Origin of the sequence: Streptomyces sp. NBC_00239 (assembly GCF_036194065.1) — a bacterium.
Lineage (GTDB): Bacteria > Actinomycetota > Actinomycetes > Streptomycetales > Streptomycetaceae > Streptomyces.
Genome location: NZ_CP108097.1, coordinates 179,655 through 201,105 on the forward strand (window position 1 = coordinate 179,655; position 21,451 = coordinate 201,105).

The window sequence follows — 21,451 nt, forward strand, 5'->3', positions numbered from 1 at the left end:
GAGTGGGCGGACCGGCCGGACCCGGCCAGCATGGTCATCGGGGCGCTACCGCCGGGAGGGAAACCGGATATGAATCACCGTCAGGTGCCGGCGGATCTGCTGGGGTGGTTCCGGGAGTTCGCCGGCTACGCGGCCCTGCCCGAGGTCACCGGGGCGGCCTGGTGCGAGCCGCCGGGGACGATCGCCTCGACGGCCGAGGGTTCGAAGTTGACGGCGCTGGTCCAGCCGCCGCCGGCCAGCCGGAACCAGAGCGAGCTGGTGATCTCGCCGCAGGGGTGTTCGCCCTCGACGACCGTGTCGCCCTCGGACCAGCCGTCGGCGTCGTAGGACACCCAGTCCTCGGGGAGCAGCAGCTGCACGATCGGGCTGTCGAGGGAGGGTCCGGTACGGACGTTGGAGTCGCGCCAGATCGGTCCGGGCGTGCACGCCCGTGCGACCTGCGGGACGAGCGGTACGTCTTCGGCGTGCTGGGGGTGCGGGGCGTGCTGCGGGCGGCGGGCGGCGGGGGTGTGCTGCTCAGGTGCGTGCTGCGTGGTCAACGGTCTCTTCCCTTCGGTGGTCGGGGTGCCAGGCGTGGATGTCCTCGGTGCGGGTGTCCTTGCGGCCCTGTTCGCGCACGAGGCGGTTGCGGTGGAGTTCGGCGGCGGCGCCGTCGCCCTGGTCGACGGCGCCCTGGGCGCGGGAGCGGAGCACGACGGCGGAGGTGCGGGGGAGCCGCTCGCGCTCGTACGCGGCCAGCGCGCGGGGCACGTCGCCGGGGTGCGCGGCGACCGCGCGGGCCAGCACCACGGCGTCTTCGAGCGCCATGTTGGCGCCCTGGCCCAGCGCCGGGACCATCGGGTGGGCGGCGTCGCCGAGCAGGGCGAGGCGGCCGTCGGTCCAGCGCGGCGCGGGGTCGCGGTCGTGGATGTCGGTGACGACGGTGTCCGCGGCGGCGGTGGCGTGCAGCAGGCGCACCACCGGCGGGTCCCAGTCGGCGGTGGCCGCCCGCAGGTCGCGCAGGGCATCGGCCGGTCCCTTGGCGGGCCATGCGCCGGGCGGTGCGGTGATCTTGGCGGTCCAGTAGAGGGTGCCGGGGGCGGCCGGGGAGATGAAGAGCTGGACGCCGCGGCCGTTGACGACGCGGGCGGGCAGCGGCATGCGCACGCCGGTGGCGCGGCCGCGCACCGAGGTGTAGCCGGCGTACCGCGGGGGGCCGTCGGCCAGCAGGTGCTGCCGCAGCGCCGAGTGGATGCCGTCGGCGGCGACCAGCAGGTCGCCGTCGAGGTGGCCGCCGTCGGCGAGCAGGGCGCGGGCGGCGTCGCCGCGGGTGGCGCCGCCGGTGACCGCGGCGCCGTGGCGGACGGTCGCGCCGGCGGCGACGGCCGCTTCGTGCAGGGCGCGCTGGAGCACCGAGCGCAGCACCGGGACCTGCGGGGTGCCCAGGCGCAGTCCGTGGGCGCCGATGGGTTCCTCGGCGAGGATCCGGCCGTGCGCGTCGGTGACGGCGCGGACCTCGTCGGGGGCGGTGACGTGGCCTTCGGCGCGGACCCGGGCGCCGAGTTCGGCGCCCAGTGCGTCGAGGGCGCGGACGCCGTTGGGGTAGAGGACCAGTCCGCCGCCGCCGTCGCCGGTGCGGCGGCTGCGCTCGAGGACGGTGACGCGGGCTCCGGCGCGGGCCAGGGCCACGGCGGCGGCCAGCCCGCCGATGCCGCCGCCCGCGACGACCGCGTGCACGGGCTCAGGCATCGCGCTCGCCCCCTGTGGCGGGCCCGCCGAGGAAGCGCCCGTCGTACGCCCCGTACTCGCCGGTCTGCGCGTCCCACACGGTCCGCCCGGCCCGGATGGTGCGCGCGATGCGCCCGGTGAAGGTCCAGCCCTCGTACGCGGACCAGCCGCACTTGGAGCGGACGTCGGCCGCGGAGAGCATCCAGGTGGCGTGGGGGTCCAGGAAGGCCAGGTCGGCGTCGGCGCCGGGGGCGATGCGGCCCTTGCCGGGCAGCCCGAACAGGTCGGCGGGGCCGGATCCCAGGCAGCGGGCGAGGAGTTCGGCGGCCCGGTCCGAGTTGTCCTCGGGCCGCCGGCGGCGGCACAGTCCGGTCCAGACCCCGACGGCCAGCTCCTGCACGCCGGGCAGTCCGGGCGGGGAGTCCTGTACGGAGCGGGTCTTCTCCTCGATGGTGTGCGGGGCGTGGTCGCTGCCGATGGTGGCCGACTGGGCCTCGCGCACGGCGTCCCACAGGCGTTCCTGGTCGGTGCGGGAGCGGATGGACGGGGAGAGCCGGGTGCGGGCGCCCAGGCGGGCGGTGTCCTCGTCGGTGAACGACAGGTGGTGGCCGGTGACCTCGAAGGACACGGGCAGCCCGGCGGCGCGGGCGGCGCACACCAGGTCGGCCTCCTCGGCGCTGGACAGGTGCAGGATGTGGGCCTTGGTGCCGTGCCGGCGGACGAGTTCGAGGACCTTGGCGACGGCGACGATGCCGGCGCTGCGGGGCCGGCGGGCCTCGTACTCGCGGTAGCTGCCGGGGGCGCCCCACCAGCCGTCGAGGAGGGAGAACAGTTCGTCGTCCTCGGCGTGCAGGACGAGCTGGACCCCGCCCTCGGCGGCGGCCGCGAAGGCCTTCTCCAGGGTGGCGAAGTCGCGTACGACGGTCGGCGCGGTGTGGTGGCCGCACATGAAGATCTTGGCGCTGGTGGCGACGGCCGGGTCGAGTTCGGCGAGGAGTTCGGGGCGGTCCGGGTCGAGGCCGATGTGGAAGCGGTGGTCGACGAGGGAGCGGCCGGCGATCTCGTCGGCCTTGGCGAGGACGGCCTCGTGGCTGAGGGTGGGCGGGAGGGTGTTGGGCATGTCGATGACGGTGGTGAAGCCGCCGGCGACGGCCGCCCGGCTGCCGTGCTCCCAGTCCTCCTTGTGGGTCAGGCCCGGGGTGCGGAAGTGCACGTGCGAGTCGATGAGCCCGGGCAGGACGTAGTGGTCGCCGGCGTCCAGCCGGGGCACGGACGCCGGCACGGCGGCGGTGGCGGCGGCGTCGGTGCCGTGCTCCACGGCGGTGATCCGGCCGGCGCGGATGTGGACGCTGCCGGGCCGCACCCCGTCGGGGGTGACGAGCCGTCGTGCGGTGACGACGAGCTCGGGCAGGGGCGCGGGCGCCGGGTTCAGTGCTGCCATGAGGCCACCGCCAGTTCTCGGCACAGGTTGTTGGCCGGACCCATCAGGGCGACCCCGCGGGCGTCGGCGAGCAGCCGGGCCAGGGTGTCGTCCGCCAGGTATCCGGTGGAGCCCGTCATGCGGGCGATGTCGAGGCAGACGTCCTCTGCCGTCGTGGACGCGAAGAGCTTGCTGTAGAGCGTGGTGAGGCCGGGGTCGGGCGCGGTGCGGGCGCCCGCCCGGTCGACGAGCGCGCGGGCGGACTCGACGCGGGTGGCGAGGTCGGTCAGCCGGTGGGTGACGGTCGGGTCGGCCAGCAGGCCGTGCCGGTTGGCGTGGCAGACGGCGAGGTCGAGGGCGGCCTGCGCGATGCCGACGGACACGGCGCCCAGGGTGGCCCCGGACTGCCGGACCCCGGCGATGATCTCGGCGGCGACGCCCTGCGGTCCGAGCCGGCCGCTGTCGGGGACCACGCAGTCCCGCAGCCGTACGAGGCCGGTGGCCGAGCCGCGCATGCCGAGGAGTTCGGGGCCGGGCTGCGGGGCGATCCCCGGGTTGTCGGCGCCGATCAGGAAGAACGTCTGGCCGGCGGCGCCGTACGCGGGCTCCGGTGCCTGCGGGTCCGCGTCCGGCTGCGGGGCCGGGTCGGCGGGCGGGGGCGGCGGCGGGCCGGTGGTGACGAGCACGAGGTAGAGGTCGGCGACGCCGGCGCCGGTGGTGAACGCCTTGGTGCCGTGCAGGACCCAGGAGCCGTCGTCGCGCCGGACGCCGGTGCTGGAGAGGTTGCGTTTGGCGGCGCCCGCGCCGGTCTCGCTCCAGGCGGAGGCGGCCAGCCGGCTGCCGTCGGCGAGGCCGGGCAGCAGCAGGTCCTTCTGGTGCGCGGTGCCCCACTCGGTGATCCGGGCGGTGACGGCGAAGTGCTGGAACGCGATGATCGCGACGGACGGGTTGACGGCCGCGAGGCCCTCGACGACCTGGTTGACGCGGGCCGCGTCGCCGCCCCCGCCGCCGTACTCCCGGGGCACCGCGGTGCCGAGCAGGCCCGACTCCCGCAGCATGGCGAGCACTTCGGCGTCCGGCCGGCCGGAGCGGGCGCTCGCCGCCGCCGACTCCCGGAGCCGGGCGCGGAACGCGGGCGCGATGTGCGGGCTCAGGCCGCCGTTGACAGTGCCCGGCATGAGTCGACCTCCTTGGGTTGCCGCTGGTCCAGCGGTGCGAGCGTGATGGAGCCCTGGAAGCTGACCTGCTTGTGGGCGACGGTGGCCCAGGCGAGGGCCGGGCCGTGGGCGCTCTCGCCGGCCACTGCGGTGACCGCGGTGCGGCCGCCGGGCGTGGTGAGGGCGAGGGGGGCGCCGGGGGTGTGCCCGCCCTCTTTCGCGATGTCCTGGGCGAGGGTGCCGGGGATGCCGGCGGCGGCGCCCAGGCAGATGGCCCCGGTGAGGGCGAGGGTGGGGTGCCAGGCGGGCACCGACACGGCGCGGGCGGCGATGCCGCCGTCCTCGCCGGGCAGCAGGGCGGCGACCTTCGGGAAGGCGCCGGTCGGGGGCAGGCCCAGCCGTTCGGCGGCCGCGAGCCGGATCCCCACGAGCCGGTCGAAGAGTTCGGGTCCGGCGGCGAACAGCTCGCGCTGGTCCGCGATGCCGAGGGTGCGCGCGTCGACGAAGACGTACGGGTTGCCCGCGGACACCAGCGACACCTCGTGCCGGACGCCGCCGGCCTCCAGGACCGTACGGGGCGTCTCGTCGGGCAGCAGCTCCGCGAAGGGCACCGCGCGGGGCTGGACGAAGCTGACGGTGAACCGGGCGCCGTCCGCGCCGGCCTCCTCGACGTCGCAGACGACGCTGTCCGCGGTGTTGAGGACGTGCACCCGGATCCGGGCGCCCCGGACGAGCGGCGGCAGCATCCCGCAGCGGGCGGCGGAGACGACCGCGGCGAGGATCGAGTGGCCGCAGGAGCCGCGCAGGTCGAAGCGGTCGGGGCCGGCGGGCAGCGCCTGCGCGAAGCGGTAGTCGAGGTCGAACATGGGGTGTTCGGCGGGGCGCACGAGCGCCATCTTCAGGACGTGGCCGCCGCCGGCGGCGCTGAGGTGGCCGCGTACCGCGGTCAGGTGCTCGACGAGCGCGCCCTCCTCGCGGGGGGCCTGTCTGCTGTCGAGGACGACGGTGGGGCAGGGGCTGCCTGCCGCGTGGGCGAGGTGTCCGATCATGCGGCGGCCTCCGCGGGGCGGCGGGCGGCGGGCAGCGCGGCCCGCCACACCTCGTGGACGAGCAGGGCCCACAGGGTGAGGGCGGTGGTGTCGTCGGGGGTGGCGGCCTGCCGGGCGAAGAGGTCCTCGACCGCGTCGGGGGCGAGTTGGCCGCCGGCGGCGAGGAGCCGGGGGTGCAGGCTGTCGCGGGCGTACTCCCACAGGGCGCTGCCGGGCGTCAGCATGGCGGTGACGGGCAGGGTGAAGGGCTGCTTGGGGCGCTCCAGGACGCTGGCGGGCAGCAGTCCGGCGGCGGCCGCGTACAGGGTCCGTTTGACCTGGCCGCGGTGGATGCGCAGCCGGTCGGGGAGCCGGCGGCCCAGGGCGACGACGGACGGCTGGCAGAACGGCAGCCGGGCCTCGACGGAGTGGGCCATGCTCAGGTGGTCGACGCGGCGCAGGTGGTAGGCGGGCAGCCGCAGGCCGAGTTCGAAGTCGGTGATCCGGCGCTGGACGGTGGTCTCGCCGCGCAGCAGGGCCTCCAGGGCGGCGGGCGGGATCGGCGGGGTGTCCTGGACGAAGGCCCGGTACTCGGCGGTGTAGAGGGTGTGGCGCAGCCGGGCCGGCAGGACGGCGAGGTGGTCGAGGTAGGCGCCGGACCAGGCGCGGCCGGAGGCGGCGGCCACCGCGGCGGCGCGCATCCGCTCGTATCCGCCGAAGACCTCGTCGGCGGCGTCGCCGGTCAGTACGGCCTTGAAGCCGGCCTGGTGGACGGCGGCGAACAGGGCGTGGCTGCTGAGGGTGATGGGGTCGGCGTTGGGCTGCCCGAGGTGGCGGACGGTCTCCTCGATGAGCTGCGGGAAGCCGGCGGGGTCGAGTTCGACCTGGTGGTGGACGGTGCCGGCGTGCTGGGCGACCTCGCGGGCGTAGTGGCGCTCGTCGAAGGGCCAGCGGCCCTTGTAGGCGATGTTGAAGGAGTGCAGCGGGCCGTGTTCGCAGGCCAGCGCGGTGACGAGGCTGGAGTCGAGGCCGCCGGAGGTGATGACGGCCACCGGCACGTCGGCCTGGAGCAGCCGGGCGGTCTCGTGGCGCAGGGTGCCGCGGACGTCGAGGGCGTGGTCCTCCAGCGCGGGGCTCAGCAGGGTGCGGGCGGCCGGGTCGGCGGGGGTGCGGACGGTGGTGCGGGGTACGCCGCCCAGGACGCAGGTGAGGGTGGTGGCCGGGGGCAGCACGCTGACGCCGTCGACCATGGTGTCGCTGCCGAAGGGGGTGCGGGTGGCGAGGTAGGCGTCGAGTCCGCGCGGGTCGGGGCGGGCGGAGCCGCCGAAGCCGAGGAGCGCGGGGATCTCGGAGGCGAAGTGCAGGGAGCGGGCCGCCGGGTCCCACCGGTAGTACAGCGGCTTCATGCCGATGTGGTCGGTGGCCAGGAGGAGGGTGGGCGTGGTGCGCAGGTCGAGTACGGCGACGGCGTACATGCCGTCGAGCTGCTCGGTGAACGCCTCGCCGTACTCCTCGTACAGGGCGGGCAGGATGCCGCCGTCGCAGCGGTCGGGGAAGGTGTGGCCCTTCTTCTCCAGCCGGCGGCGCAGCTCGTTGTGGTTGTAGATCTCGCCGTTGAAGACGACCTGGATGCGGCCCTCGCGGCCGGTGTAGGGCTGGGCCCCGCCGTCGAGGTCGACGAGGGCGAGCCGGTTGTTGCCCAGGCCCCAGCGGGGGGCCGTCAGCTGCCCGGTGCCGTCCGGGCCGCCGTGGCGCTGGAGGTGGGCGACGGTGCGCATGTCCCGCGCGGTCGCCGTGGTGTTGAAGTATCCGTGGATGCGGCACATGCCAACCTGTCTCTCTCTGCCCGGGGCGCGGGGCGGGTCAGGCCGCTCGACCGGTGGACAGGTAGCGCTCCCCGGTGTCGGGGAACACGGTGACGACGGTGGCGCCGGCCCGGTGGAAGCGGCCTGCGACGTGCCGGGCGGCCCAGGCGGCGGCGCCCGAGGAGACGCCCACGAGGAGGCCGCTGGCGCGGGTGACCTCGCGGGCGGTGGCGGCCGCGGCGGCGTCGGGCACCGGGACGATCTCGTCGATGAGGGCGAGGTCGGTGATCGCGGAGACGTAGCCGGCGCCGATGCCGGGGATGCCGTGCGGGCCGGCCTCGCCGCCGGACAGGACGGCCGAGCGCTCCGGTTCGACGGCGACGACGTGCACGTCCCGGCGTTCCTTGAGGTAGCGGGCCGTGCCCGTCAGGGTGCCGCCGGTGCCGACCCCGCAGACCAGGACGTCGATGTCGCCGCCGGTGGCCTGCCACAGTTCGGGTCCGGTGGTCTCGTAGTGGGCGCGGGTGTTGGCGGGGTTCTCGTCCTGGTGGGCGAGGTAGGAGCCGGGCAGGGTGCGCTGGAGGTTCTCGGCGAACGTCCAGGCGGCCGGCAGTCCGTCGCGGTGGTCGACGAGGATGACCTCGGCGCCCAGCTCGTTCAGGATCAGCCGGCGTTCCTCGGTGGCGTTGTCGGGCATCACGATGATGCAGCGGTGGCCGCGGACGGCGCACATCGCGGCGAGCGAGATGCCGGTGCTGCCGGAGGAGCACTCGATGACGGTGCCGCCGGTGGCGGGCAGCAGGCCCGACTCCTCGGCCTGGCGCAGCATGTACAGCGCGGGGCGGTCCTTCACGCTGGACAGGGGGTTGAACAGTTCGAGCTTGGCCAGGAGCCGGGTGTGGTCCGGCAGTCCGGGCAGGGCGACCTGTAGCAGCGGGGTGTTCCCGACCAGTTCGTCCAGGGACCGGGCGACGCGGTGGGCGGCCACCGGGTGGTGCGACGCGGTGACGGTCATCTTCTTCCTCCCTGTCTTCGGCTTCGCTTGGGCTTCGTGCGTCGTACGTCGTGCGTCGTACGTCGTGCGTGGCTCTTCGCTCTTCGTGCGTCGTCTCGTGTGCGGTGTCAGGCCGCGGCCCGGTCGTGTGCGGCCGCCAGGTGGGCGGCGGCGGCTTCCTGGAGGTGCGTGATGTCGCTGGAGACGGTGACGAAGGTGAAGCCCTCGTCCAGCCGGCGGGCGGCGTCGGCGCCGTTCAGGCAGTGGATGCCGCAGGCGATGCCGGCCCGGCGGGCGGTCTCGGTGATGGTCCGCAGGGCCTTGGCGAGGTCGCCGGCGACGGCGGGGTCCCCGAAGTAGCGGGCGCCGAGCGCGTTGCCGAGGTCTGCGGGGCCCACGTAGACGGCGTCGAGGCCGGGGGTCGCGCAGATCGCGTCGAGGTTGGCCAGGGCGTCGGCGGTCTCGATCATGACGATGCAGGCGACGGCGGCGTCGAGTTCGGCGGGTACGGAGCCCAGGCGCAGTTCGGCGCGTACCGGGCCGCCCAGGCTGCGGGTGCCGTGCGGCCAGTGCCGGCAGGCGCGGACGGCGGTGGCGGCCTGCTCGGGGGTGTCGACCATGGGCACGATCACGGCGCGGGCGCCGGTGTCCAGGGCGATGCCGATGGCGACGGGGTCGACGGAGGGGACCCGGATGACGCCGGCGGAGCGGTGGCGGGCGTCGACGGCGAGCATCGCGGCCTGCCAGCCGGGCTGGTGCAGGACGCCGTGCTGGCCGTCGACGCCGATGTAGTCGTAGCCGAGACCGGCGATGCGCTCGGTGCCGACGGGGTTGTCACAGGCGATCCAGTAGCCGACGAGGGGCTCGCCGGCGCGCAGCCGGGTGACGAATCTGGCGGGGTCGAGGTCGGCGCCGGGGGCGGGGCGGCCGGTGCCGGCGGGACGGCCGGGGTCTGCGGGGCGGCTCATTCGTCCCCCTCCGCTTCGTGGCTGGTGCGGCCGTCGAGGCCGACCGGGACGTCGCCGGTGATCGAGACGCGGTGCAGGACCCGCTTGTGGTCGCCGTAGTCGTCGACGCCGTAGTGCTGGGTGGAGCGGTTGTCGAAGATCAGGACGTCGCCGGGGCGCCAGGTCCACCGGACGGAGTTCTCGGGGCGCCGCACGTACGACTGCAGGACGTCCAGCAGCGGGCGGGACTCGCGCAGGGTGAGGCCGGCCAGCCGCTGGGCGAAGCCGCCGAGGAACAGGCTCGGCTCGCCGGTCTCGGGGTGCACGCGCACCACCGGGTGGACGGCCTCGTACCGCTTGGCGAGGAAGTCCTTGCGGACCCGGTCGCCGCGCTCGGTGCCCAGCCGCGGCTGCTCGGCGTGGTTGGTGTGCACGGCCCACAGCCGGTCGGCGATCTCGCGCAGCTCGGGGGGGGAGGTCCGCGTAGCCGGCGGCCGCGTTGGCGACGAGGGTGTCCCCGCCGTAGGGCGGCAGGACCACGCTGCGCAGGGTGGTGCCCAGCGAGGGGGTGAGGGTGAAGCTGATGTCGGTGTGCCAGTGGTTGGCCCGCTGGTCCTCGCCGTCGACGGGGATGACCTGCGGGGTGCCGTCGAGGGTCCGCATCATGGGGTGCGGCTGCGTGAGGGGGCCGAAGCGGCCCGCGAAGGCCAGCTGGTCCTCGTCGGTGATGACCTGGTCCCGGAAGAAAATCACCTTGTGCGTGAGAAACGCCTCGTGAATCTGCTCGAAGTCCGAGTCGGATATTCGCGAGCCGAGATCAATTCCCGTTATTTCCGCGCCGATCTTTCCGCCGAGCTTGCGGATGCCAAAATCAGCCATGCGCCCAAATTTCCTTCCGAGCGACCCAACTTGTTGAATTCGATAGCGGTAATGGCGCCGAGCACACCACGCTCCACTCAACTTTGGCAACTTCATCTGAACGCCTACTTGAACAAGTCGGCGTTGATTTGTTCAAGTCGCGGCGAGCTGAACAGGGGGGTTGTACGTCGGTCCCGGCGAGCCCACAGTCGGTGAACTCCACTGCAGGCAGGAGGGACGATGAAGTTCCGGGAACTGCACCCGAATATCAGGCTCCGCATCGGTGTGGGCTTCGTGCAGCGCCTGCTCGCCGTCATGCTGGTTCCGCTGCTCGTCGTCCACCTGGCGAAGCTGTACGGAGCGGCGACAGCGGGCGTCCTCACCGTGGTGGTGGCCTTCGCGGCCATCGCCAGCAATTTCCTCGGCGGGCACCTCGCCGACGTGTACGGCCGCCGGCCGCTGCTCGTCATCGGCGAGCTCGGCGCCACCGTCACCTTCGTGCTGCTCGCCGTGGCCAATTCGCCGTGGTGGGAGTCGGGCCCGGTGACGTTCGCGCTGTTCCTGCTGAACACCTGCCTGGCGAACGTCGCCACACCGGCAGCCGACGCGATGATGGTCGACGTCTCCACGACGGAGAACCGGCCACTCGTCTACACGATCAACTACTGGTCGATCAACCTCGCCTTCACCTTCGGCGCACTCGCCGGCGGTTTCCTCTACGGCGAGCACTTCTTCGCGCTCCTCACCGGCGCGGCCGTACTCAGTGCGGCCACCACCTTCGTTTTCTGGCGCTGGGTGTCCGAAACCGCCCCCGAAGGCTCCAGGGAATCCGCCACCGGAATTCCCGCCATGCTGCGCGGATATCTCGCCGTCGCCAAGGACCTGATCTTCCTGCGGCTGCTGAGCGTCGCCGTGCTCACCCGCGCCATCGAGGTGCAGATCGGCTACTACATCGCCGTCCGGCTCGCCGACGAGTTCCCCGAGCAGACCCTCGCCGGGCTCGGCGACTGGGCGCGCGTGGACGGCGTGGAGATGCTCGGCGTGCTGCGCGCCGTCAACACCGCCCTGGTCGTCGGCCTGGCCCTCTTCGCCGGCCGGCTCTTCGGCAAACTCTCCGACCGCACCCGCCTGTACGCGGGCATCGGCGCCTTCACCGCCGGCTACATGGTCTGGGCGGTCAGCAACTCCGCCTGGCCGCTGATCGCCGCCGCCGTGGTGCTCACCATCGGCGAACTGGCCAACGTCCCCATCAAGCAGGCGATCCTCGCCGACCTCGTCCCCCCGGCCGCGCGCACCAAGTACATGGCCGCGTACGGGCTCAACGCCCGCATCGGCCTGGTCGTCGGCTCCGTCTCGGTGGTCGTCGGCGCCTACCTGCCGCCCGCCGGCATGGCCGTGCTCTACGCCGTCTGGGGCCTGGGCGCCATCTTCATGTACCGCTCCCTGCTGCGGGTCCGCGCCGAACGGCAGGCCGAGGCCGAGAGCTCCACCGCGGCGGTCGCCGCCTGAGCCGCAGCCCGCACCCGGCCCCGGCCCGGCCCCCCGCCCGGCGGCCGCCCGACCCGCAGTTCCGACCCGCAACCCCCGGCGCCCTTCGAGAGAACGGACGGACTCGACATGACACATCCGCGGGCTCCGCAGCGGCTGCTGATGGTGATGCCCTACCACCAGCTGGTCCGCAAGGCCGTCGCGGCCGGCTTCCGCGTCTGGTCCATCTGGGACCCGGCGCTCCAGGAACCGCCGTACCTGGACGAGGTCGAGCGGCACAGCGAGCAGCTGCTGCTCTCCGACTTCAGCGACGAGACCGCGCTGCGCGCGCTGATCGCCGAGACCGCCCGGGCCCACTCCATCGACCTGGTGATCCACCTGGGCAGCGAGGCCAGCATGCCGCCGGTGGCGGCCGAGGCCGAGGCGCTGGGTCTGGCGCCCAACCCGGCCGAGGCGGTGCGCAGCCTCAACGACAAGGCGGCGATGCGCCGGATGCTCAACGCGGCCGGGCTCTCTCCGGTCGAGGCCCGCCGGGCGGCGACCGTCGGCGAGGTCCGCGAGATCCTGCGGGACGCCGTACTGCCGGTGATCGTGAAGCCGGCGACGCTGGCGGGCAGCCGCGGCGTGGCCCTGATCCGATGTCCCGAGGACGTCGACGCGTGGGCGCAGCGGGTCCGTACCGGCTCGCTGGCCGGACCGTACCTCGTCGAGGACTACCTCGAAGGGCCGGAGTTCAGCGTCGAGACCCTCTCCGCGGGCGGCGTGCACCGGGTCGTGGGCATCACCGCCAAGCAGACCTCGGGCGCACCCGGGTTCGTGGAGACCGGGCACGTCTTCCCGGCCCCGCTGCCCGCCGCCGACCGGACGGCGATCGAACGCCTGGTCACGGACCTGCTGGAGCTGGCCGGGTACGTCTTCGGGCCGGCCCACACGGAGGTCATCCTCACCCGCCGCGGCCCGCGGATCGTGGAGTCGCAGGCCCGGCTCGGCGGCGACCGGATCCCGCTGCTGATCGAGACCGCCACCGGCTTCGACATCGAGTCGTGGATCTTCCGGGCGCTGGCCGGCGAGCCGGTCGTCCCGCCCTCCGCACACCGGTACGCGGCCATCGAGTTCTTCCGGCTGCCGCCCGGCCGCCTGGAGTCCGCCGCCCCGGCCGCCGAGGTCACCGCCGCACCCCACGTGCACGCCCTGCACTTCCCGTTCGCGCCGGGCGCCGAGATCAAGCCGATCACCGACTCCTCGACCCGGCACGGCTACGCCGTCGTCGACGCGCCCACCCCCGCCGAGGCCGCCGTACGGCTGAGCGCCGTGCTCGACACCCTGCGGCCCGTCGTGTCCACACCCACCCACCTCATGGAAGGAGCCGGAGCGCTGTGCTGAGCAACGCCCCCGCCGTACTGCTGATCGGCGGCACCGACTCGCATCTCGACCACGTGAAGAAGCAGGGCGTGTACGTCGTGCTGCTCCAGCACCCGGACAAGATCAGCGCGTACCAGACGCGCACCGCCGACGTGCTCCTGATGGTCGACTACACCGACTGGGACACGGTCCTGCCGTACGCCGAGGCGGCCCGCGCCGTGCACGGCTGCGAGAAGGTCCTGTCCCTCACCGAGGGCGGGCTGACCAACGCGGCCCGCCTCGCCGACCTGTTCGGCTGGAGCGACGGCCGGCGCGGCGAGGTGAGCCGCCGGATGCGCGACAAGCACCTGATGCGCGCCCACCTGGCCGCGCACGGCGCCGCCGGAGTCGACTTCGCCCCGGTCACCGACCGGGAGTCGCTGGACGCCTTCGGCGCGCGCGCCGGCTTCCCGTTCATCGTCAAACCGACCGACACCACGGCCGGGTTCGGGCTGATCCGGGCCGCCGGACCGGACGACCTGGACCGGGTGTGGGAGCGGATCGGGCAGCTGCACGGGCAGCGCACCGACCGCGGCTCGACCTTGTTCAAGGTCACCGGCTTCCTGATGGAGTCGTACGTGGCCGGGCCGGAGTTCAGCGTCGAGACGCTCAGCTTCCACGGCCGGCACGTCGTCGTCGCCGTCACCGAGAAGCTCACCGACGACACGCACTTCGCGGAGCTCGGCCACGCCGTGCCGGCCCGCCTCGACCCGGACCGGCGCGCCGTCCTGACGACCGCCGTCACCGAGTTCCTCACCGTCATGGGGGTCACCGACGGCCCCGGCCACACCGAGATCCGGCTCGGCGCCGACGGCCCGGTGGTCATCGAGTCCCACAACCGGCTCGGCGGCGGACAGATCCCCGAGCTGGTCGAGGCGGCGTACGGCATCAACCTGTACACGTACGCGGCCGGCTGGCCGCTGGGCACGGTCGACGAACTGACCGCGGAACCCGCGCCGCTGGGCGGCGCCTGCACCCGGTTCGTGCTGCGCGACCCGGGCACCGTGACGGCCGTCGCGGGCGTCGAGCAGGTCGCGGCCCGCCCCGACGTGGTGAACGTGTCGGTGTCCGTGAAGGCCGGGGACACCGTACGGCCGCTGCGCGACAACTGGGACCGGATCGGCTTCGTCGCGGTGCGCGCCGAGGACACCGACGCCGCGGTCCGGCTGTGCGAGGAGCTGACATCGCGGACCATCCGCGTCGACGTGGAGCCGGCCGGCGCCTCGGGACGAAAAGGGTGAGCAGATGAGCGTACGGAGCACGGCCGCCCGGCGGAGTGCCGCCGGGCGGGCACTGGCGGCGGCCCTGCGCGAGGACCTGGAGACCGTCCTGGCCCGCGATCCGTCGGTGCACTCGCGGCTGGCGGCCGCCCGGCACCCGGCGCTGCACGCCCTGTGGGCGCACCGCCTGGCGCACCGCCTGCACGGGCGGGGCCTGCGCGGCACCGCGCAGCTGCTGGCGCACACCGCGCGCCGGCGCACCGGGGTGGAGATCCACCCCGGCGCCGTGCTCGGCCGGCGGGTCTTCATCGACCACGGCGCGGCCGTCGTGATCGGCGAGACGGCCGTGGTGGGCGCGGACGTGACGATCTACCACCAGGTGACGCTGGGCGCGGTCGGCTGGTGGGTCGACAACGAACGCCCCGCCGGCCAGCGCCGCCATCCGGCGGTCGGCGACGGGGTGGTGCTGGGCGCCGGGGCGTCCGTCCTGGGCCCGGTCACGGTCGGCGCGGGCGCGCTGATCGGCGCGGGCGCGACCGTCGTCCACGACATCGAGGCCGGCTCCCGCGTGTACGCCCCGCCCTCGGTCGTCCTGCCGCCGCACGCGCAGGCCACCCCGGCCGAGGACCTGGTGCGGCTGCACGCCTCGGCCGGGGCCTGGTGACCCGGCCCGCCCGACCGCCGATCCCACTCCCCCGCCCGTCCCGCCGTCCCGACCCGTCCGCTCCAGGAGCAGAACCATGACCGTCACACCCACCGCCGCGCCCGCCACCGCACGCGCCGCCGCCCCACCCGCCGGGTCCGCCCCGTCCGCCGTCTCCGCCCCACCCTCCGCGTCCGCCCCGTCCGTCGCCGTGGCCGCGCCCGTCGCCGCGCGGCCGGCCTTCTCCGCCCTCGCCCCGGACGCGGCCGGGCGCCGGATCGCCGGCGGGGTCGAGGACCTGATCGGCGGCACCCCGCTGGTCCGCCTCGACCTGGAGGGCGCCGACCCGCGCGTGGAGGTGCTGGCCAAGCTGGAGTCCGCCAACCCGTACGCCAGCGTCAAGGACCGCGCGGCCGGCTACCTGCTGCGGGGCGCCGAGGCCCGCGGCGACATCGGGCCCGGCTCCACGGTGGTGGAGTCCACCTCGGGCAACACCGGCATCGCGCTGGCCGCGCTGTGCGCGGTGCGCGGCTACCGCTGCACCGTCGTGCTGCCCGACAGCGCCACCCCCGAACGCAAGGGCCTGCTGCGGGCGCTGGGCGCCGAGGTGGTGGAGACCCCGGGCGCCGACGGCTTCGCCGCGGCCATCGCGCGCGCCGAGGAGATCGAGCGGGACGTGCCCGGCGCCTGGTACGCGCGCCAGCACGAGAACGCCGACAACGTCCTCGCGCACTACGAGACGACCGGCCCGGAGATCTGGGCCGACACCGCGGGCCGGATCGACGTGCTGATCGCGGGCGTCGGCACCGGCGGCACCCTCAGCGGCGCCGGCCGCTACCTCAAGGAGCGCGACCCGGCGGTCGAGGTGGTCGCCGTGGAGCCGGAGAACTCCCCCGTGCTGTCCCGGGGGTACGGCGGGCTGCACCGCATCCCCGGCCTCAACGGCGGCTTCGTCGCGCCCACCACCGACGCCTCGATCGTCGACCGGGTGGTGCCCGTCCCCGACGAGGCGGCGCCGGCCGAGGCCCGTGCCGTGCTGCGCCGCCAGGGCCTGTTCGTCGGCGTCTCCGCGGGCGCCGCCCTGTACGCGGCCGGTCTGCTCGCCCGGGACCCCGCGTACGCCGGCAAGACCATCGTCGCCATCCTGCCCGACACGGGCGAGCGCTACGTCAGCATCTGGAACGAGGAGCCTTCGAAGTGACCATCCTGATCCTGCACCGCAATTCGCTCGCCGCGACGCCGTACCACCGGTGGCTCGCCGCGACCGGCTCCAAACTCGTGCTGCTGGCCTCCGCCGAGCAGCTGGCGTACTTCGGCGAGGAGCTCCCGGACTTCGCGCCGTACGTGCACGCCGAGGCGGTGGTCGGCTACGACGAGAGCCCGCGGGTGGAGAACCGGGCCGAGGAGCTGATACGCGAATACGGCGTCACCGACATCGTGGCCGTCACGGAACGGGACATCGAGCGGGCCGCGCTGCTGCGCGAGAAGTTCGGGATGCCCGGGCAGCTGCCCGCGACCGCGGTGCCGTACCGCGACAAGTGGGAGATGAAACGGATCGCCGTGGAGGCGGGCATACCGGTCGCCGACCACGTCCTGCTGCACGCGCGTGAGGACCTCGGCGGGTTCGCGGCGGTCCACGGCCTGCCCGTGGTGGTCAAGCCCCGGCGCGGCCTGAGCTCGATCGGGCTGCGGGTGCTGCGCACGCCGCAGGAGCTGGCCGAGTGGGCCGGGCAGGCCGTGCTGGAGGGCCCGGACGGCGAGCCGGAGTGGCTGGCGGAGGCGTTCGTCGAGGGCGCGATGTGCCATGTCGACGGGGTGGTGCTGGACGGCCGCACGGCCTCCATCTGGCCCTCGCAGTACCAGTACGCGCTGGCCGACTACACCGACCGCAGCGGGCGGGTGGACATCGCGCTCGACGCCGGGGACCCGATGGCGCACCGGCTGATCGCGTTCGCGGAGCGGGTGCTGGCCGCGCTCGGCGGGCCGCCCGACCACGCCTTCCACATCGAGGTGTTCCGCACGCCGGACGACGACCTCGTGCTGTGCGAGGCGGCGTGCCGGGCGGGCGGCGCCGGGGTGCGGGACCTGCACCGGCACATGTTCGCCGTCGACCCGGCGGAGCTGCCGGTGCTGCGCCAGTTCGGGCTGCCGGGCGAGGCGTCCGGGCGCCGGGTGCCGCAGCCGGCTGCCGGACAGCTGGCGTTCACGATGCGCCCGGGCACGGTCCACCGGCTGCCCGACCCGGCGGCGCGGCCGCCGGGCGTGTTCAAGCAGACCCTGTTCGCGGCCGAGGGGGACGTGCTGTCGGAGGCCGCGCACTCGGGCGACTTCCTGGCGGTGTTCCTCGTCGAGGGCGCCGGCCGGGCGGAGGTCGAGCAGCGGATCGACGCGCTGAAGCAGTGGTTCCTGGGCGGCCTCGACGTCCACTGACCCCGCCGGCGCTCGAGGAGTAACGCCCTGACGGGCAAGATCCAGCCTCGCCGGCGCCCTGAGCCTTGGCAGCCTCGCCGGCGTTTGAGGCGAACCCCGGGCAGAGCCCACCCCGGCCGGGCCGACGCCTTGGGGTGCAAGCCCCAGCCTCGCCGGCGTTTGAGGCGCGGGCCTGGGCAGCGCCCAATCCAGCCTCGCCGGCGTTTGAGGCGCGGGCCTGGGCAGCGCCCAATCCAGCCTCGCCGGCGTTTGAGGCGCGGGGTTTGGGGCGGAGCCCCAAGACCAACCCGGCTGGCGCCGGGCACCGGGCTCCGCCCGGACCCGCTCCTCAAGCGCCGGAGGGGCTGGAGGGTGCGGGGGGTTGCCGGGCTCCGCCCGGACCCGCTCCTCAAGCGCCGGAGGGGCTGAAGGTGCGACGGGGTAGCCGGGCTCCGCCCGGGCCCGCTCCTCAAACGCCGGCGAGACTGCCAATGCTCAGGGCGTCGGGGAGGCTGGGACGGGCACCGTTCAGATGCCGTACGAGACGCCGGTGAGGCGTTCGGACTCCTCCCACAGCCTCCGCCAGACACGCGGGTCACGGGCGGAGCCACCGGTGCGCACCGGCCCGGGGTGCCCGCGGGTCTCGGTGAGGCCGAGCGGCCCGTAGAACTGCCCGCCGCGCACGCCGGGGTCGGTGGCGGCGCGCAGCCCCGGCAGCATGCCCCGATCGGCGGGCTGGAGGAACAGCGGGCCCAGGGTCGGCCCGATCCGGTGGAAGGCGGCCGGGAAGTCCCGGCCCAGACCCGTGGCGGCCAGCCCCGGGTGCGCGGCGACGGCGACGGTGTCCGCGCCCGCCGCGGCCAGCCGACGCTGGAGTTCCAGGCTGAACATCAGGTTGGCGAGCTTGGACTGGCCGTACGCGCGGTACCGGCTGTAGCGGCGCTCGGCGTTGAGGTCGGCGAAGTCGATGCGGGCCAGGCGGTGCACGTAGCTGCTGATCGTGACGGCCCGCGCGCCGGGCGTCGCGCGGAGCGTGTCGAGGAGCAGGCCGGTGAGCGCGAAGTGGCCGAGGTGGTTGGTGGCGAACTGCAGCTCGTAGCCGTCCGCGGTGCGGGCCTCGGGGGTCCACATCACGCCCGCGTTGTTGAGCAGCACGTCGATGCGCTCGCAGCGGTCGGCGAGCTCCTTGGCGGCTTCCCGTACGGAGCCCAGGTCCGCCAGGTCCAGGCGCTGTACGGTCAGTTCGGCCCGGGGGACGGCGGCCCTGATGCGGGCCGCGGCGACGGCGGCCTTGCCGGTGTCGCGTACGGCGAGCACGACGTGGGCGCCGTGCCGGGCGAGTTCCTTGGCGGTCGCGAAGCCGATGCCGGACGTGGCCCCGGTGACCACCGCGGTGCGACCGGTCTGGTCCGGGACGTCCTGTGCGGTCCACTTGCGCGCGGCGGTCACCGGGATGCCCCTAGCCGACCGTGGCCGCGGGGCGGCCGTAGCCCTGGGAGACGACCCGCTCCGCGGACTGCGCGTAGTAGCCGGGGTCGGCCGGCAGGTCGGTGTTCAGGCAGTTGACGTAGCGGTTGTACATGCAGAAGGCGGCGGCGATCAGGACGGTGTCGTGCAGGTCCTGGTCGTTCGCGCCGGCGGCGCGGGCGGCCTCGACGGTGGCGGCGGCGACCGGGCGGGCCGCGGCCTGCACTTCGGCGGCGACCTTCAGCAGCGCGCGGACCTTCGGGCTGACCGGGGCGGTCTCCGGGTCTTTGAGCACGGCCGCGACCAGGTCCTGGCCGCCGTCGAGCTGGGCGGCGGCGAAGGCGCTGTGCGAGTCGGAGCAGAACCGGGTGGCGTTGAGTTCGGAGACGTAGGCCGCGATCAGCTCGCGTTCGCCGGCGGGCAGCGAGGCGGGGGCGCGCAGCAGGGCGTCCGCGAGCAGCCCCAGCGGGGCCGCGGTGTCGGGGCGCTGGGCCAGCAGGCCGCTGATTCCGGGAAGGTCGTTGTCGAGCGAGATGTGCGGCATGAGGTGCGGCTTCCTCTCAACGGTGGTGCAGCGGCGGTCCGGGCCGTCCCGGATCGCTCGCGGCGGCGTCCAGCATCTGGCGTACGAGCGCGAGCGGCGGGTGCGCCGCCAGGTAGTGGTGCCGGCCCGGCAGCGTGTGGCCGCTGTGCGTGCCGCGCGTCTGGTGCGCCCAGGCGGCGGCGTCCTCGGCGGTGACGACGGGGTCGCCGGCCCCGACGAGGGTGGTGACCGGGCAGTCGAGCAGGGGTCCCGGCCGGTGGACGTATCCGTCGGCCATCCTGGCGTCCGCCTCGACGTACGGAAAGACCAGTTTCAGCAGGACGGGTTCGGCCAGCAGTTCCGCGACGCCGCCGTCGAGGACGGCGGCGAGCTCGCCGTCGCCGCAGCCGGCGAGGCCCCGGCCGTCGTCCGGGCCGCCGCCGGACTGCGGGGCGGTACGGGTCCGGGGGTCCGTGCCGGTACCTGGGTCGGTACGGGTCTGCGGGGCGGTACGGGTCTGCGGGGCGCGCGCGCCGGAGGCGAACAGGTGGCTCACCGCGACGCCGGCCCGGGCCAGCGACCGGGCGGTCTCGAAGGCGATCCAGGCGCCGAGGCTGTGGCCGAACAGGGCGAGCGGGCGGTCCGCGAGCGGGCTCACGGCCCGGGCGATGTCACCCGCCAGCAGGTGTACGTCGGTGGCGCAGGGTTCCCCGCCGCGTTCGGCCCGGCCGGGGTAGCACACCGCGTGCACCTCGGTGCCGGGCAGGCGGTCGGCCCACCGGGCGAAGAACGAGGCCACTCCGCCCTCGTGCGGGAAGCAGACCAGGCGCCGCTGCGCGTCGGGTCGGGGCGCGGTGCACTGCAGCCAGGTCACCGGTGGGATCAGGGCCACTCGACGTCGACCGATGTGCCGGACACGGACGAGGCCTTGGGCCACTCGACGTTGTCGCCGACGGCGGCGTTCGCGGAGGGGATCGCGAAGGCGGCGGCGAGGCCGAAGACACCGAGGACCACGGAGGTTCGGGCGGCGAGCAGGACGGTTCTCATGACGACTCCTCGGCGGGCGGGGCGTGTTCAAGTGGGACCGATCGTGTTCTGGCGCCAGAAGCTAGCGAAGCCGGAGCCGTGTTGGCAAATAGTTGCCATTCTTTGGCAACTTGCCTGTGTGGGCCGGATATCCGAGCCACCGGCCCCGGGCGCAACACCGGGAACACGGCGATGCCGCGGCGTGGAGGGGGCCAGGTGACCGGGGCGCCCGCCCACGGAAACCCCCCACGCCCGGGCAGAGCCCTGCAACCCCCGCGCACCCGCCAACCCCCGCCGGCGCAACCTCCAGCCCCTCCGGCACTTGACGCGCGGTCCCCAGCGCAGCCCGCCGCCCCCGCCGCACCCTCCGGCCCCGCCGGCGCTTGGGGAGCGGGCCCGGGGCAGAGCCCGGCAACCCCGTCGCACCCCTCAGCCCCTGCGGCGCTTGAGGCCCGAGCCCGGCCGCAGCCCGGCAACCCCTCCAGCCCCTCCGGCGTTTGAGGAGCGGGCCCGGGCAGAGCCCGGCAAACCCCCGCACCCTCCAGCCCCTCCGGCGCTTGAGGAGCGGGCCCGGGCAGAGCCCGGCAAACCCCCGCACCCTCCAGCCCCTCCGGCGTTTGAGGAGCGGGTCCGGGCAGAGCCCGGCAACCCCCCGCACCCTCCAGCCCCTCCGGCGCTTGAGGAGCGGGCCCGGGCGGAGCCCGGCAACCCCCCGCACCCTCCAGCCCCTCCGGCGCTTGAGGAGCGGGCCCGGGCAGAGCCCGGCAACCCCCCGCACCCTCCAGCCCCTCCGGCGCTTGAGGAGCGGGTCCGGGCAGGGCCCGGCTGACCCCGCCCGCACCCTCCAGCCCCTCCGGCGCTTGAGGAGCGGGTCCGGGCGGAGCCCGGTGCCCGGCGCCAGCCGGGTTGTTCGTTGGGGCTCCGCCCCAAACCCCGCGCCTCAAACGCCGGCGAGGCTGGAGGTTGCCCCACAGGGCTCCGGCGAGGCGGAGGTTGCCGCCCAGGCGGGATGTGCCGCCTGGGCACCGGCAAGGCAGGGAGTCGCGCCCAGGGCGCCAGCACAGCAAGGTGTCGCGCCCAGGGCACCGCCACGGCAAGGGGTCACACCCAGGGCGCCAGCGAGGCAGGGAATTGCGCCCCAAGGCAACCTGGCAAAGCAGGCAGACACGCCCGGCGCACGGGCACGGCAAGGGGGCCCAGCCCAGGGGTCGGCGCGGCAAGGGGCCCAGCCCAGGCGCCGGCAAGGCACGGGGGCGCGGCCCAGGGCGCCGGCAAGGCGAGAGGTCGCACCCCAGGCGCCGGCAAGGCACGGGGTCGCGGCCCAGGGCGCGGCAGGGCGAAGGGGGGCGGCGGCGGGG

18 protein-coding genes and 1 pseudogene are annotated in these 21,451 nt (G+C 74.8%); 6 read left to right on the forward strand and 13 right to left on the reverse strand.

The features are described from left to right. Positions 1-125: 125 nt before the first annotated feature. The 9 genes and pseudogenes from OG764_RS40090 to OG764_RS40130 form a co-directional block, all read right to left on the reverse strand. Positions 126-539: a hypothetical protein gene (locus OG764_RS40090; RefSeq protein ID WP_328973772.1), complete on the reverse strand. Its 414-nt coding sequence runs from the start codon at positions 537-539 to the stop codon at positions 126-128. Then, a complete protein-coding gene (locus OG764_RS40095; RefSeq protein WP_328973773.1) occupies positions 517-1,728 on the reverse strand; it encodes an FAD-dependent oxidoreductase in 1,212 nt (403 codons plus the stop codon). The genes OG764_RS40090 and OG764_RS40095 overlap by 23 nt, the downstream gene beginning before the upstream one ends. Then, positions 1,721-3,148 carry a dihydroorotase gene (locus OG764_RS40100; protein WP_328973774.1) on the reverse strand — a complete coding sequence of 476 codons (1,428 nt, stop codon included), beginning with the start codon at positions 3,146-3,148 and terminating at the stop codon, positions 1,721-1,723. Before OG764_RS40100 ends, OG764_RS40095 begins: the two co-directional genes overlap by 8 nt. Then, a complete protein-coding gene (locus tag OG764_RS40105) occupies positions 3,136-4,305 on the reverse strand; it encodes an acyl-CoA dehydrogenase family protein (RefSeq protein ID WP_328973775.1) in 1,170 nt (389 codons plus the stop codon). The genes OG764_RS40100 and OG764_RS40105 overlap by 13 nt, the downstream gene beginning before the upstream one ends. After that, positions 4,278-5,333, reverse strand: a complete 1,056-nt coding sequence (locus OG764_RS40110; protein ID WP_328973776.1) for a PrpF domain-containing protein — start codon at positions 5,331-5,333, stop codon at positions 4,278-4,280. The genes OG764_RS40105 and OG764_RS40110 overlap by 28 nt, the downstream gene beginning before the upstream one ends. Beyond that, positions 5,330-7,138, reverse strand: a complete 1,809-nt coding sequence (gene asnB / locus OG764_RS40115; RefSeq protein ID WP_328973777.1) for an asparagine synthase (glutamine-hydrolyzing) — start codon at positions 7,136-7,138, stop codon at positions 5,330-5,332. The genes OG764_RS40110 and asnB overlap by 4 nt, the downstream gene beginning before the upstream one ends. A 37-nt stretch (positions 7,139-7,175) precedes the next feature. After that, positions 7,176-8,132 carry a PLP-dependent cysteine synthase family protein gene (locus tag OG764_RS40120; RefSeq protein WP_328973778.1) on the reverse strand — a complete coding sequence of 319 codons (957 nt, stop codon included), beginning with the start codon at positions 8,130-8,132 and terminating at the stop codon, positions 7,176-7,178. A 107-nt stretch (positions 8,133-8,239) separates the two neighbouring features. After that, the gene (locus OG764_RS40125; protein ID WP_328973779.1) at positions 8,240-9,079 is read right to left on the reverse strand and encodes an HpcH/HpaI aldolase family protein; all 840 of its coding nucleotides are present in this window, start codon (positions 9,077-9,079) and stop codon (positions 8,240-8,242) included. After that, positions 9,076-9,937 (reverse strand): annotated as a pseudogene (locus tag OG764_RS40130) (TauD/TfdA dioxygenase family protein). The gene OG764_RS40125 and the pseudogene OG764_RS40130 overlap by 4 nt, the downstream one beginning before the upstream one ends. A gap of 219 nt (positions 9,938-10,156) precedes the next feature. On the opposite strand from OG764_RS40130, the gene OG764_RS40135 reads away from it, so the two are divergent. The 6 genes from OG764_RS40135 (at position 10,157) to OG764_RS40160 (ending at position 17,098) form a co-directional block, all read left to right on the forward strand. Then, positions 10,157-11,425 carry an MFS transporter gene (locus OG764_RS40135; protein ID WP_328973780.1) on the forward strand — a complete coding sequence of 423 codons (1,269 nt, stop codon included), beginning with the start codon at positions 10,157-10,159 and terminating at the stop codon, positions 11,423-11,425. 108 nt (positions 11,426-11,533) lie between these two features. Continuing rightward, on the forward strand, positions 11,534-12,787 hold the full coding sequence (locus OG764_RS40140) for an ATP-grasp domain-containing protein (protein WP_328973781.1): 1,254 nt from the start codon (positions 11,534-11,536) through the stop codon (positions 12,785-12,787). Then, on the forward strand, positions 12,781-14,046 hold the full coding sequence (locus OG764_RS40145; protein ID WP_328973782.1) for an ATP-grasp domain-containing protein: 1,266 nt from the start codon (positions 12,781-12,783) through the stop codon (positions 14,044-14,046). The genes OG764_RS40140 and OG764_RS40145 overlap by 7 nt, the downstream gene beginning before the upstream one ends. Before the next feature lie 4 nt (positions 14,047-14,050). Beyond that, on the forward strand, positions 14,051-14,689 hold the full coding sequence (epsC, locus tag OG764_RS40150; RefSeq protein WP_328973783.1) for a serine O-acetyltransferase EpsC: 639 nt from the start codon (positions 14,051-14,053) through the stop codon (positions 14,687-14,689). 76 nt (positions 14,690-14,765) lie between these two features. After that, on the forward strand, positions 14,766-15,869 hold the full coding sequence (locus tag OG764_RS40155) for a PLP-dependent cysteine synthase family protein (protein WP_328973784.1): 1,104 nt from the start codon (positions 14,766-14,768) through the stop codon (positions 15,867-15,869). Beyond that, on the forward strand, positions 15,866-17,098 hold the full coding sequence (locus OG764_RS40160) for an ATP-binding protein (RefSeq protein ID WP_328973785.1): 1,233 nt from the start codon (positions 15,866-15,868) through the stop codon (positions 17,096-17,098). Before OG764_RS40155 ends, OG764_RS40160 begins: the two co-directional genes overlap by 4 nt. A gap of 507 nt (positions 17,099-17,605) precedes the next feature. Here the strand turns inward: OG764_RS40160 and OG764_RS40165 are convergent. From OG764_RS40165 to OG764_RS40180, 4 genes are read right to left on the reverse strand one after another with little or no spacing between them, the layout of a single operon-like run. Beyond that, positions 17,606-18,526 (reverse strand): oxidoreductase, encoded by a 921-nt coding sequence (locus tag OG764_RS40165; protein WP_328973786.1) that lies wholly within the window; start codon positions 18,524-18,526, stop codon positions 17,606-17,608. Positions 18,527-18,536: 10 nt separating this feature from the next. Then, the gene (locus OG764_RS40170; RefSeq protein ID WP_328973787.1) at positions 18,537-19,088 is read right to left on the reverse strand and encodes a carboxymuconolactone decarboxylase family protein; all 552 of its coding nucleotides are present in this window, start codon (positions 19,086-19,088) and stop codon (positions 18,537-18,539) included. Between the two features lie 16 nt (positions 19,089-19,104). Then, complete coding sequence (locus tag OG764_RS40175; RefSeq protein WP_328973788.1) at positions 19,105-19,941, reverse strand: thioesterase II family protein; 837 nt, start codon at positions 19,939-19,941, stop codon at positions 19,105-19,107. A gap of 8 nt (positions 19,942-19,949) precedes the next feature. Further along, on the reverse strand, positions 19,950-20,114 hold the full coding sequence (locus tag OG764_RS40180) for a hypothetical protein (protein WP_328973789.1): 165 nt from the start codon (positions 20,112-20,114) through the stop codon (positions 19,950-19,952). Between the last annotated feature and the right edge of the window lie 1,337 nt (positions 20,115-21,451).